This is a genomic window from Novosphingobium sp. ST904, from assembly GCF_001298105.1.
Taxonomy (GTDB): Bacteria; Pseudomonadota; Alphaproteobacteria; order Sphingomonadales; family Sphingomonadaceae; genus Novosphingobium.
The window spans coordinates 1-12,681 of the sequence record NZ_LGJH01000081.1 but is presented as its reverse complement, the minus strand read 5'-3'; the positions used below and the strand labels follow the sequence as shown (position 1 = coordinate 12,681).

The window sequence follows — 12,681 nt, the reverse complement described above, 5'->3', positions numbered from 1 at the left end:
GCCTTTACAAGGCCGAGGTCATCTGGCGGCAGCGATCATGGCCAAGCGTTTCGGCCGTGGAAATGGCAACGCTGCGCTGGGTCGATTGGTACAATAATCACCGGCTCTTCGGCCCTATCGGGCACATCCCGCCCGCTGAGGCCGAAGACAATTACTATGCAGCCCTCGAGAACCTCGATATGGCTGCATAGCCAAATGAAAACTGCCTCCTGAAAACCCGGGGCGCTTCAGGCAAACCCTCGCTCTCGACGGAGAATCCCTGTTCCAGCACCTGCTGGTGTTTGGCGGCACGGGCGACGGCAAGACCACGGCGATTCTGAAACCACTGCTGCGTCAGGTGTTCGCGCAAGCCGAGTGCGGCGCATATATCACCGACGCCAAGGGCGTGTTGTGGCACGACGCCGAGAAGATCGCCGCCGCAGCAGGGCGGTCGGGCGACGTGCTGCGTATCGGCACAGGCACGGGCGACCTTGGCGTGAACATCACCGCAAGCCTCGCACCCAGCCACGTCGCTGCCGTCCTGCGCTCTGTTCTCGCGCAGGTCGGCGGGGCGCAAGGAGATACCTTCTGGCCCGACATGGCCGCCAACCTCATGCGCCATGCGCTCACCGTTGGCCGCGCCTATACGGCAACACCAGAGGGAGAAGCGGAGGCTTCGCGCCTTCATCCGTCAAGCCTATGGTGGGCGTATCAAACCGTGCTGGACGAAAAACGCCTGCAATCAGCCTGCGATGCAATTGCCCGCGCCAACAAAGCCTGCCTTGAGGCGATGGAGGACGCCCGCAAAGCGAGCGATCAGGAAGCCCTCTTGCGCCAGATCGACCGCATGGGGGTATTGTCAGCATCCGATGTTGCCGCCAGCTTGTCCTATGTGACGACCACATGGAAGGACATGGCGAAGGACACCAAGACAGGCATCACCGCCAATATCTCGCAGCTTATGGACGGCTTTGCTGGGGCGACGGCCTTGCGCGAGCGTTTTCTCTGCGGACAGGACGCCGATACCGCCAGCCTCGACGCGCCGCTCAATGGCAAGATCGCGCTTGTGACCTTGAACACGATGGAGGACGGCTTGCCCGCCCGCCTTGTCGCCATCCTGCTCAAGACGGTGCTGTATCGGGAAGCACGGCGGCGCGAAGCTGCGCTGAAAAAGCAGGGCGGCAGCCCGCAATCCAAGCCCTGCGTCGTGATGATGGACGAGGTGCAAGAACTTGCGACCGTTGACCCGGCATCGGGCTTGAGCGACGCGACGTTTTGGAACGTCGCGCGCTCGACAGGGGTTGCGGGCGTATTTGCCACGCAGACCGTCGCGGCGCTGACGCAGGCGATGGGCAAGGACGCCGCCGAAAACTTCATGCAGCAGGCCCGCAGCAAGATATTCCTGCGGAGCGAAGATCAGGCCACCGTGTCCTATGCCTGTTGGCTGGCGGGTGAGTTCGAGCGCAACCGCGTCTTTGGCGAAGGGCAGTGGGAGAGCTTAGATCAGCGGGAATTGATAAGCGGCTGGTCGCCCTTTACGCCAGTGGACAATGATGCACCGCCACCGGACGCGGGCGGGGCGGGGTTCTACTTCAAGGCGGCGCGCGGCTTCTTGGACAGCGCCGCTATCGGCTCGGCGACAGCCAAGCCGACCTATGCGCCGGATATGCGCTTTGTGCCCGAAGCCACCGATCAGGCCACCCAGCTTGCGGCCTTGAGCGCCCAACAACAAGCAGCATGGCGGCAGGAGGATCGGGACCGCCAATACCGCTCCGAAGGCAACGCGATGGCCCCGGCGATGACTCCCGCTGACTTCATCGCAATGGGACGCTGGCACGCCTATGCCCATATCCAGCGTGCCGGTATCGCACGGCAGGACGTGGTGGCACTGTCGCACGAGTTCTGACCCTACAACCCTTGGCACCCCTCGGCTGCAACACCTGTCAGGCTCCCCGTGACAATGTTGCGTGAAATAACCGAGAATCGTGCTATTATGAAAATAGTGAGAGGTGCAAGCCATGTGCGGACTAACCGTCCACACTGGAACCTGACGGTTCGGCTTGGCAAGGGGTCTATTCTACCCCGTTGCATCCCTGCGACCAATGGGAGCCTTCGTGCCCCCCGTTGGAACCCCCAGAGCAGGAGCCTTCCCGCCCCTGCACCCTGGACAGGGCCGCTGCCATGACCCGCATATCGGGCATGTCTGCGTCCCAGCCAAAGGAGCCTTCGCGCTCCCTTGGAACCCATCGACCGCTGTTTCGGCGGCGGCATCGACCAAGGGGCTTTCATGCCCCTTGGAACCCTGACCGGAGCTTTCGCGCCCCGGACCACGAGCAGGAGCGTATCGGCCCCTGCACCCTGACGAAGGGAGGGTAAACCCCCTTCGATCCCCCGGCGGATTTGTTGTCGGGGGCAACGGAGAGGCCACATTATGGCCGACGACGAGCAAACGCCGCCGCGCGAACCATCGCCCGGCACCCGGCGCAAGTCCGATAAACGGCAGCGCACGGAAACCCTTTTTGCCCGTGTCACCCCCGAAGAAAAATCCGCTTTTGTCGCCCGCGCTGACCGTGCGGGCATGGCATCCGCCGCCTTCATGCGCGCACTCGCTTTAGGCGACGCAGGCCCACGCGCGCGTCGCCGCCGCCCCGTCGAGCATCAGGCACTTGTGCAGGCGCTCGCCACCCTCAACCGCGTCGGCAACAACCTCAACCAGATTGCCCGCAACACCAATCGCGGGATGGATATTGACGTGCCGCAACTGCGTGACGCGCTGCACCAATATCATCAAGTGATCGCCGCCATTTACGAAGCCCTCGGCATGGAGCCAGCCCGTGATAATCAAGGGCAAGAGCCGGGCTGGCCCTAGTCAGCTCGCCCACCACCTTGGCCGCGCAGATACCAACGAGCGCGTCGAAATCCTGCAACTGGATTCCGCAGGCACCCCCGAGCAAGCCTTCCGCGACTGGCAGACTTACACCCTCGCCACCAAGGGCAAGCTGGGCCTCTACCACGCCAATATCGACCCCGACACCAAGTATGAAATGACGCCAGAGCAATGGACGCGGGCAGTCGAAATATTGGAGGAGGAGCTTGGTTTGCAGGGCCAGCCTCGCGCCGTCGTCATGCACGAAAAGAACGGGCGCGAACATATCCATGTCGTCTGGGCGCGCACCGACATGGACACCATGACGCTGCGATCTGACAGCCAGAATTATCAGGCGCACGAGCGGGCCAGCTTGCGGATGGAGCAGGAGTTCGGGCACGAGCATGTGCCCGGCAAGCACGCCAAGCGCGACAAGGAGGCCCAGCCCGAGTTCCCGACCGCCGAAGTCAGCCACGACGAATGGCAACAGGCTGAGCGGAGCGGTATCGACCACCGGGAGCGCAAGGCGCAGGTCACGGCGCTTTATGAAGCCAGCGATTCCGGCCCCGCCTTCAAGGCCGCGCTTGAAGATGCGGGATACGTGCTGGCGCGCGGCGACCGCCGCGATTTTGTTATCCTTGATGACGACGCCAAGGTGCATAGCCTTGGCCGCCAGCTTCCCGGCGTGAAGGCCGCAGACCTGCGCGCCTTCATGGTGGACATTGACCCGGAGAGCCTGCCGAGCGTGAAGGAAGCCCGCGCCGCGATCCGCGAAGCTGGGCGCGTCGCGCCATCGCCAGAGGCTGATCAGTCCGGCCAGCCCGACATCAGCGCAGAGCAGGCGATTCAAGAGTCAAAACCCGCTGATCGCGATACACCGATGTCGCAGGAGGCAGCGGCAGAAGCCGAGCGTCAGCATATCGACGCCTTGCGCCGCGCTGTGATGGAGCTTCACGCAACCGAATTGCGGGAACAGGAGCTGCGCCACGCCCGCGAGGTGACGGAGTTGCAGGAAAGCCAGCAGGCCGCAGCCGACAAGGCGATAGAGACATTCGCCAAGGAGCAGGCGCAGCGCATAGTCGCGGATCGCGTGCCCGAGCCGGGTGGTTTTGAGCGTATCTGGCGCAATATCCGCGAGGCCGTGGACGAGGAAGCCCGGCAACAGCGCCTTGCGGACGAGGCACGACGAGCCGCCGACCTTGAAGATCGCCGCAACGATGAAATCCGCATCATGGTGTCCGGCCTTGACGCCGCACAGCGAGCCGAGATCAACACACTCGTTGACCGTCAGGGTAAAGAGCGGGCTGACCTGCTGAAAGAGCAGGCCAACGACCTCAAACGTCGCATCGAGGACGACGAACGCGCGCGCCAGATCGCGCGTGAATATGAGGAACGGCAACGGGAAGCCTTGGCGCGTGAGCGGGAGGGGCCGGAGCGAGATCCGCGCGCACGCTGACAGGCTCGCGTTTCCTGCAATCGCAACCGGGCCTGCTGCTAGGACAGATTGCCAGCCTTGTGCCTCAAGCCGCCAAATCGGTATCGCGGTTCGTGCGCAATACGGCCCTTGCACTCGTGCCGAGCCTTGTATCCCGATTTATGGCAGTTGCCCGCCGCGCCAAGAAAACGAAGGGCGGGGCTGGTAGCGCCAGCCATTCCGAAATCACGTCCAGCTTCTTTTCGACTTCCGGCAGCACGTCTGAGGGCGTGGGCGACGGCGCTGATTTTGGTTCGATGTTCCTTGCTCCGCCGCTGGCACCGCGACCGAAGCCGCCGCGTGCGGTGCGCCGTCGCCTGCGTTCAAGATTCCGGGCGCGCCACTTCCTGAAACCGCCGTGGATGCGCTGACTGGACGCTGGAGCCTCTCGCTTCAACCCCCAGTTGAAATAAAGTTACCGTTATGCCGTAGGGTGATGACGAAGCCACCATGAATCCGCTATGGTTGAGGTTCCGGCGCAAGGGGGATTCGACCGTCGGACTTTCCCGAATCCAAGGCGTAATCTATCGCCTTGCCATCAACAGGATTAGAAGCGCGAGTAAATGAGCCTAATTAAATCTAAAAAGCGCGTATCGGATCATGGGGAAGTCTTTACACCTTCTTGGCTGGTCGAAAATATGCTCGACCTTGTTAAGGGTGAAACGGAAAGAATCGATGCGAGATTTCTTGAACCCGCTTGCGGTAGTGGCAATTTCCTCGTTCCGATCTTGCAACGCAAGCTCGCTGCCGTTGAGCTAAAATTTGGTAAGTCTGATTTCGAGCGGCGGCACTACGCGCTTTTCGGCCTGATGTGCTGCTACGGCGTAGAGCTTCTGGCGGACAACATCGAAGAATGCCGCGCAAATATGCTTGAAGTATTAGGCGATTTCCTCCCCGGCGATGAGGAGGCATTTCGCGCTGCGATGTCCGTGCTGACACTAAACCTTGTTCAAGGCGATGCCATGACTATGCGCACTACCACCGGCGCACCCATCACGATTGTAGAGTGGGGCTACATTGGCAAGGGCAAATTTCAGCGCCGCGATTTCCGCTTGGACGTGCTGACCACCATGTCCGGTTTCAACGCCGAAGATTCTCTTTTTGCTGGACTCGGTAAGCACGAAATCTTCACGCCCACTTCATCATATCCGCCAATGTCGCTCCGCGACTTAGCGGGAACTGTGAACGGCAGTCTAGGGGAAGCCGTATGATCGAACAGGCGGGATTCACGCTGCGGGGGCGAAACCCCGACGTTTTGACGTGCATCGCCAACCTCTCCAACGACGAGGTTTTCACGCCGCCGGAATTTGCCAACCGGATGCTCGACACACTGGCTGACGCTTGGGCAGCGAGCAATAATGGTGCAAATATTTGGGCTGACAAGACAGTCAAATTTCTCGACCCGTTTACGAAATCCGGGGTTTTTCTGCGGCAGATCACCACTCGATTGATTGCCGGTCTGTCAGAGGAAATTCCTGACCTTCAAAGCCGTGTCGACCACGTTTTGACCCAACAAGTGTTCGGCATTGCCATCACAAGGCTCACTTCGCTTCTGGCTAGGCGGAGCCTTTATTGCTCAAAGCACGCAAATGGCGAACACTCAGTAGCGGCGGGTTTTGACACGGATAGCGGAAATGTTTGGTTCGAGCGGATTGAGCATTCATGGCAGGATGCAAAATGCGAATTTTGCGGTGCACCTCGTGCACTATTTGATCGCGGTCCAGAGCTTGAGAACCACGCCTATGCCTTCATCCACACCCACAATATAAAAGCTCGATTAGGCGAGCTGTTTGGAGCCGACATGCAATTTGACGTCGTTATTGGAAATCCCCCCTACCAAATGACTGGCGGTGCTGGTGGTTCGAGCGATTCTTCTATTTACCATCTCTTCGTCGAACAAGCCCTCAATCTCGATGCGCGCTTTGTCAGTATGGTCATTCCATCTCGTTGGCTAGCGGGCGGGCGTGGAATGGACGATTTTCGAACGAAGATGCTCAATGGGGGGCATATCCGACATCTTGTTGACTATACAAAAATGTCCACAGCATTCCCCGGTGTGGATTTTGAAGGGGGCGTTCAGTATTTCCTATACGATCAGAAATACGAGGGGCCTTGTGAATACACTTTGTTTCAAGGTGAAACACAGATGCCAACGGTGAAGCGCGAATTAGGTGCTTACGACATTTTCATTAGAGACCACGTGGCAGTTGGAATACTAGACAAGGTGATCTCTCGCGGCGAACCTTCGATATCAGACATACTTACTAATCGTGAACCGTTTAAGATGGAGTCAAACTTTAGAGGTTTTAGAAAGGAACCAAAGGCAGGCGATATCTCGATCTATTACACCGATAAGGGAACTCGCAGCGTCGGCTATATGACCCGAGAGTCAATCGAAAAAAATAATCATCTAATTGATAGTTGGAAAATTTTGGTCCCGAAAGCTTACGGAGAACGAGGTGCGATACCTGCAATGGTTCTTGGTAAACCGATTGTTGCTGAACCACCATCCGTATGCACTGGCTCTTACCTATTTTTCTTCTGTGGGTCTGAGGCTGAGGCGAAGAGCATTTTGAGCTACTACTCGACTAAGTTTTTCCGACTTCTCGTTTCTTTGAGAAAGATTACACAGGATGCGTTCCGTCCGATGTATTCGTGGGTTCCTCAACAAAGTTGGGACTGCGAATGGACTGATGGTGCACTCTACGAGAAGTATGGTCTTACCGAAGCCGAGATAGAGTATATCGAAACGGTCATTAGGCCGATGGAAATTGGCACATGAGTTTATCTCTTAAAAAGCCCTCAGTTGATGAAATTCTCACCCCGAAGCCCGAAGCGCGCCCGCGCATATACGCTTACGCCATTGCTGCCGAAACGCATAAGGGGCTGCTGAAAGTTGGGCAGACTACCCGCAACGTGCAGCAGCGGGTGGCGGAGCAGCTCAAAACCGCCGCCATCACCAATTACACCATCGAACTGGACGAAAGTGCGGAGCGCGATGACGGCGGGATCATCACCGATCACGCCGTGCGCGATGCCCTCAAGCGCAAGGGCTTTCTGAATCCGCAGCTCGAATGGATGCAATGCACGGTCGCCGACGTGAAAACCGTCCTGGCCGAACTACGCACCGGCCAGATTTTCACCGGCACCCATCACGAGGATTTCCCGCCGCGCGACGAACAGGTGCGGGCGGTCGAGCAGACCTACGCCTATTACCACTCGCGCTGGCAGGAGGATGCCGCTGCTGTGCCGCGTTTTCTCTGGAACGCGAAAATGCGCTTCGGCAAGACTTTCACCAGCTACCAGCTTGCGAAGAAGCTGACGCCAAGCGGGTTCTGGTCCTGACCTTCAAGCCCGCCGTCGAGGACGCATGGCAGACCGACCTTGAAACCCACGTCGATTTTGACGGCTGGCAATACCTGTCGCGCAAGTCCGGTCGCGATCCCAGCCAGATCGACCGCGACAAACCCGTTGTATTTTTCGGGTCATTCCAAGACCTGCTAGGCCGCGACAAGGCGGGAAACATCAAAGCTCGCCACGAATGGGTCCACACGACAAATTGGGATTTGGTCGTGTTTGACGAATACCATTTCGGCGCTTGGCGCGAGACAGCCAAGGAGTTGTTCGAGGGCGAGGATGCTGCCGTCGCCAAGAAGGAAGCCAGCCTCGAATACGCCGCCGACCTTGAGGACGTGAACGAGGATTTGGGCGTCCTGTCCGAGAGCGAAACCGAGTTCCTTCCGATCACCACGCGCGCATATCTCTATCTGTCCGGCACTCCGTTCAAGGCACTTGCCACTGGCGAGTTTATCGAGGAACAGATTTTCAACTGGACCTATACCGACGAACAACGCGCCAAGGCCGAGTTCGCCGCCAAGCATCCCGACAAGCGCAATCCCTACGGGGCGCTCCCGCAGATGCGATTGCTGACCTATCAAATGCCCGACGAGCTGCTGGCCATTGCCAGCGCCGGAGAATTTGATGAGTTCGACCTGAACGCTTTTTTTGCCGCGACGGGCATAGGCGACGCAGCTACATTCAAGCATAAAACCGACGTTCAGAAATGGCTGGATATCATCCGGGGCGGCTACGCGCCGCAGGCGGTCGAGAGCCTGAAAACCGGCTCCCGCCCGCCGTTCCGTATTCAGATGTTCGTTTGCTGCCCTACATGCAGCATTCGTTCTGGTTCCTGCCCAACGTGTCCGCGTGTCACGCGATGGCCAACTTGCTGGCCGAGAAGCACAACGTGTTCTGGCACGATTACTCCGTGGTCGTGTCCGCAGGTGCTTCGGCGGGCATCGGCCTAGATGCCCTGCCACCCGTGCGGCAGGCGGTCGGCAGCGGCTTCGACACCAAAACAATCACCTTGTCATGCGGCAAGCTGACCACTGGCGTCACCGTGGCGCAATGGTCGTCAATCTTGATGCTGCGCAACCTCAAATCCCCTGAAACATATTTTCAGGCGGCTTTCCGCGTGCAGTCGCCGTGGTCGATAAAGAACCCGAACGGCGACAATCCGAACGAAGAAGAAATCCTAAAGCCTGTTTGCTTCGTGTTCGACTTTGCGCCCACGCGCGCGCTCCGTCAGCTATCCGAATACGGCATTGGGTTATCACCCGGCGAAGCGAACCCCGAAAACGCTGTGCGTGAGCTTGTCTCGTTCCTGCCTGTTCTCGCCTACGACGGCGCGAACATGACGCAGATCGACGCCGGCGGCATCCTCGACATTGCGATGGCCGGAACGTCGGCGACGCTTTTGGCCCGCAAGTGGGAATCCGCCCTGTTGGTCAATGTCGATAACGACACCTTGCGCCGCATACTCGATAATGCCGAGGCGATGGCAGCGGTGGAGCGCATCGAGGGCTGGCGTTCCCTTGGCGACAATGTGATTGAGACCATCATCAACAAGAGCGAAGCAGTCAAAGACCTCAAGGATAAGGCCAAGGAACAAGGCGGCGAATTGTCGGCGAAGGAAAAGAAGGAGCTGACGGAGGAGGAGAAGGAATACAAATCCAAGCGCAAGCTCGTTCAGGAAAAACTGATTAAGTTCGCCACCCGAATTCCGGCCTTCATGTATCTGACTGACTTCCGCGAAAACACGCTACAGGATGTTATCACCAAGCTGGAACCGGACTTGTTCCACACCGTCACGGGCTTAACCGTCGCGGACTTCCACCTGCTCGTGCGCCTCAAAGTGTTTAATACGGAACGGATGAACGAAGCCGTCTTTGCCTTCCGCCGCTACGAAGATGCCTCGCTGCGTTACACCGGAATCGAAAGCCATGAAGGGCTGACACACTACGGCCTCTACGACACCGTAGTTGCGAAGGAATAAGGGGGGCGGGGCATGACGACCGAAGTCGAGGCGCTGGCCAGCATCCTTGCATGGTCCGCTGATTGTCCGGGCTGGCAGCGCGACGCCCTGCGCCGACTGGCGACAGATGGTGGCATTGACGCCGCCGCGCTCGACGAGCTGGTGGCCATCTGCAAAGGCGAAAATCCCGCCGTGCCACTAGAAGCTGCTCACCTCCGCGATCCCAACCGCGATCAGGGCGAAGTCTATCTGCGACAGGTGCATAGTGTTCGCCACGTCAACGCGTTGGCTGCCAACCAGCGGCTGACCCTGCATCGTGTCGGGCTGACCATCATCTATGGGGATAATGGTTCAGGAAAATCCGGCTATGCCCGCATCCTGAAACGGGCTTGCCGCGCGCGCATCTCTGGTCGCGGCGAGGAGATTATCCCAGACATCTACGAGGCCCAGCCCAGCACACCTAGCGCCACCATTGAATATTCCATCAGCGGCCAGAACCGCACGTGCGCTTGGCAACTTGGCCAGCCGGGTGACACCGCGCTGTCTGCCGTCAGTGTCTTTGATTCCCGCACCGCCAATATCCACGTCGATGAAACGAACGATGTCGCTTACACGCCGTTTCCGCTTACTCTATTGAGCGGGCTGGCCCAGCTCTCGAAGTCTGTCAAAGACAAGCTCGCCGCTGAAATTACCGAGCTACAGGCGCAAACGCCGCAGAGTATTAGAGTCCCTACTTGCAGCCCGACTAGCAGTGTCGGCCTGCTCCTCTCGCGACTCACCGCTACCACAAACCCTGACGATGTGGAGGCGCTGGCGAATCTCGCACAGGCTGAACAGGACAGGCTGGCGCAACTCACCGCCGACCTCGCTGGTGATCCTGCCCGCGCGGCCCGCCAGCTTGCTGCGCTCAAAGCCAAGGTCGAGGGACATGTCGCGCGGCTGGACTCCTTGATTGACGCGATAAGCGGCGACAGCGCCGCCGAACTACGCCGGTTGGCAATCGCGAACGAAGCGGCGCGGCAGGCTGCACAGGCCGCATCCGGCGCGCTGTTCGCGGGCGAACCGTTACCGAATATAGGCTCTGACGTGTGGCAATCTCTGTGGGAGAGTGCGCGGGCCTATTCAGTTGAAGCTGCATATCCGGAGCAAGAGTTTCCCGTCACCGATCCAGGCAGCGTTTGCGTGTTATGCCAGCAAGAGCTTTCCCCGCAAGCCGCGAACCGCCTCAACCGCTTCGAGACTTTCGTGCGCGATGACAGCCAGCAGCGAGCCGATGCAGCGCGTGCTGACTACGATGCCGCCGTTGCGACTTTCAGCGAATGCGACCTAACCGTGAGGGAGCTTGCCGCCATCGTAGCAACGATCCGCGACGATTTGCGTCAGGATGTGCTGGCAACCGAGGTTAAACGCGCAGCCTTGCAGGCAATGTGGCGTCATCGCCAGATCACCCGCCGTCATTCGGACGCGACCGCCCTCATGGACGCTGAAGTTCCGGTTTTGCCGCGTCAGTCACTGACCGATCAGATCACGGACCTTGAGGCTCGCGGGGCAGCGCTTGTGGCAGAAGCAGATTCCACGGCGCGCGCGGCGTTGATCGCCGAGCGCACAGAACTTGCCGACCGCCAATGGCTTAACGGCATCAAGGCCGATGTGCTGGCGCAAATTGAGCGTCTGAAACTTATCAAAGCGCTTGAGACTGCGCAGCGCGACACCACAACTAACCGCATCACCACGAAAAGCACAGAGATTGCGCAGGCGTTGGTTACGGACGCGCTTCGCGCGCAATTTGCCCGCGAAGTGGCGAGTTTCGAGATCGCAGGTCTTGCTGTGGAGCTTCGCCAGCAGAACAGTGTGCAAGGTGTTCCGCGATTCAAGGTTGCACTCACCCGAAAGCCTACCGCTTCGGTAGGGCAGGTGTTGAGCGAGGGCGAGCATCGCTGCGTCGCCCTAGCCGCGTTCATGGCCGAACTCGCCACCACCGAAAACAAATCCGGAATCGTTTTTGACGATCCAGTATCCTCTCTCGATCACATGCACCGCGAGGCCGTTGCGAAACGGTTGGTGGCCGAGGCAACGAACCGTCAGGTCATCGTATTCACGCATGACCTTGCCTTCCTGTTCGAGTTGAATCGCGCAGCAGACGAGATTGCGCCGAGGCCACAAGTGGCCGTCAGCTCCGTAAGTCGCGGCGGCGACAAAGCTGGTTTCTGTCGCAGCGAGCCGCCTTTCAAGGCGCGGCGCGTTTCCGACATCATAGCCAGTCTGACCAACCAGCTCGCTAACGAACGCTACCATTTCGATCAGGGCGATCAGGACAAATGGCGCGATACGGTAAAGTCTATTGCCGCGTCGCTGCGTGACACATGGGAAATCGCGGTTGAAGAAGCCGTTGGCCACGTCATTCGGCGCCTATCGAATGAGGTCAAAACCCCCGGTCTTGTCAAACTTACCGCGATCAACGTTGCCGACTGCGAATCCATGCGCGACGGTTTTCAGCGATGTTCCGAGTTGCTGCACAGCGCGGCACCGGCATTAAACCGGCCACTCCCGAGGCCGGAAGCCCTTGCGGATGAAATAAACGCGCTAGCGACCTGGGCTGACGATTTGCGTCAGCGTCAAAACGCGGCACGTCTGCCTTAAGGAAGGCGAGAGAGGGGCCTGCTAGTTGGCAAGACGGAGCCATAGTCCCCCTTGTTGGCAGCCGCGAACGTCACGGGCCTCATGCGTGGATTCACTGGCTTAGCCAGATCGGGCGTCAATCGCGGGCGCTTCCGCACTTCGTTTGTGCAGCTTCCCCTGTCGGGCGGTCTTTGACCGGCATGACCCCGCGACCTATTGGCCGCGCCTTGTTCTCCACATCGGCCGCAACGGTTGCGGCTCATAGCCAAAAGGAGAACTGAAGCGCCCCGGGTTTTCAGGAGGCAGTTTTCATTTGGCTATGCAGCCATATCGAGGTTCTCGAGGGCTGCATAGTAATTGTCTTCGGCCTCAGCGGGCGGGATGTGCCCGATAGGGCCGAAGAGCCGGTGATTATTGTACCAATCGACC

The 12,681-nt window shown here is 59.1% G+C and carries 9 protein-coding genes and 1 pseudogene; all 10 read left to right on the top strand.

The window, feature by feature from the left end; translation table 11 throughout:
- A pseudogene (locus ADT71_RS01445) lies at positions 1-191 on the top strand (IS3 family transposase); the annotation flags it as partial.
- Positions 192-277: 86 nt separating this feature from the next.
- On the top strand, positions 278-1,885 hold the full coding sequence (locus tag ADT71_RS01440) for a type IV secretion system DNA-binding domain-containing protein (protein WP_054434440.1): 1,608 nt from the start codon (positions 278-280) through the stop codon (positions 1,883-1,885).
- Between the two features lie 525 nt (positions 1,886-2,410).
- A complete protein-coding gene (gene mobC / locus ADT71_RS01435) occupies positions 2,411-2,848 on the top strand; it encodes a plasmid mobilization relaxosome protein MobC (protein WP_054434438.1) in 438 nt (145 codons plus the stop codon).
- Complete coding sequence (locus tag ADT71_RS01430) at positions 2,814-4,301, top strand: relaxase/mobilization nuclease domain-containing protein (protein ID WP_054434436.1); 1,488 nt, start codon at positions 2,814-2,816, stop codon at positions 4,299-4,301. The genes mobC and ADT71_RS01430 overlap by 35 nt, the downstream gene beginning before the upstream one ends.
- A 581-nt stretch (positions 4,302-4,882) precedes the next feature.
- Positions 4,883-5,530 carry an N-6 DNA methylase gene (locus ADT71_RS01420; RefSeq protein ID WP_054434433.1) on the top strand — a complete coding sequence of 216 codons (648 nt, stop codon included), beginning with the start codon at positions 4,883-4,885 and terminating at the stop codon, positions 5,528-5,530.
- Positions 5,527-7,101 carry an Eco57I restriction-modification methylase domain-containing protein gene (locus tag ADT71_RS01415; protein WP_054434430.1) on the top strand — a complete coding sequence of 525 codons (1,575 nt, stop codon included), beginning with the start codon at positions 5,527-5,529 and terminating at the stop codon, positions 7,099-7,101. The genes ADT71_RS01420 and ADT71_RS01415 overlap by 4 nt, the downstream gene beginning before the upstream one ends.
- The gene (locus ADT71_RS32570; RefSeq protein WP_231635475.1) at positions 7,098-7,664 is read left to right on the top strand and encodes a GIY-YIG nuclease family protein; all 567 of its coding nucleotides are present in this window, start codon (positions 7,098-7,100) and stop codon (positions 7,662-7,664) included. Before ADT71_RS01415 ends, ADT71_RS32570 begins: the two co-directional genes overlap by 4 nt.
- Before the next feature lie 227 nt (positions 7,665-7,891).
- Positions 7,892-8,626: a hypothetical protein gene (locus ADT71_RS32565; protein WP_231635474.1), complete on the top strand. Its 735-nt coding sequence runs from the start codon at positions 7,892-7,894 to the stop codon at positions 8,624-8,626.
- Positions 8,566-9,654, top strand: coding sequence for a hypothetical protein (locus tag ADT71_RS32560; protein WP_231635473.1), 1,089 nt, complete (start codon positions 8,566-8,568; stop codon positions 9,652-9,654). Before ADT71_RS32565 ends, ADT71_RS32560 begins: the two co-directional genes overlap by 61 nt.
- A 12-nt stretch (positions 9,655-9,666) precedes the next feature.
- Positions 9,667-12,273 (top strand): AAA family ATPase, encoded by a 2,607-nt coding sequence (locus tag ADT71_RS01405; RefSeq protein WP_054434428.1) that lies wholly within the window; start codon positions 9,667-9,669, stop codon positions 12,271-12,273.
- Positions 12,274-12,681: the final 408 nt, after the last annotated feature.

Coding starts and splice junctions, on each gene's coding strand:
- mobC (WP_054434438.1), top strand. CDS start 2,411: ATGGCCGACGACGAGCAAACGCCGCCGCGCGAACCATCGCCCGGCACC.
- ADT71_RS01420 (WP_054434433.1), top strand. CDS start 4,883: ATGAGCCTAATTAAATCTAAAAAGCGCGTATCGGATCATGGGGAAGTC.
- ADT71_RS01415 (WP_054434430.1), top strand. CDS start 5,527: ATGATCGAACAGGCGGGATTCACGCTGCGGGGGCGAAACCCCGACGTT.
- ADT71_RS32570 (WP_231635475.1), top strand. CDS start 7,098: ATGAGTTTATCTCTTAAAAAGCCCTCAGTTGATGAAATTCTCACCCCG.
- ADT71_RS01405 (WP_054434428.1), top strand. CDS start 9,667: ATGACGACCGAAGTCGAGGCGCTGGCCAGCATCCTTGCATGGTCCGCT.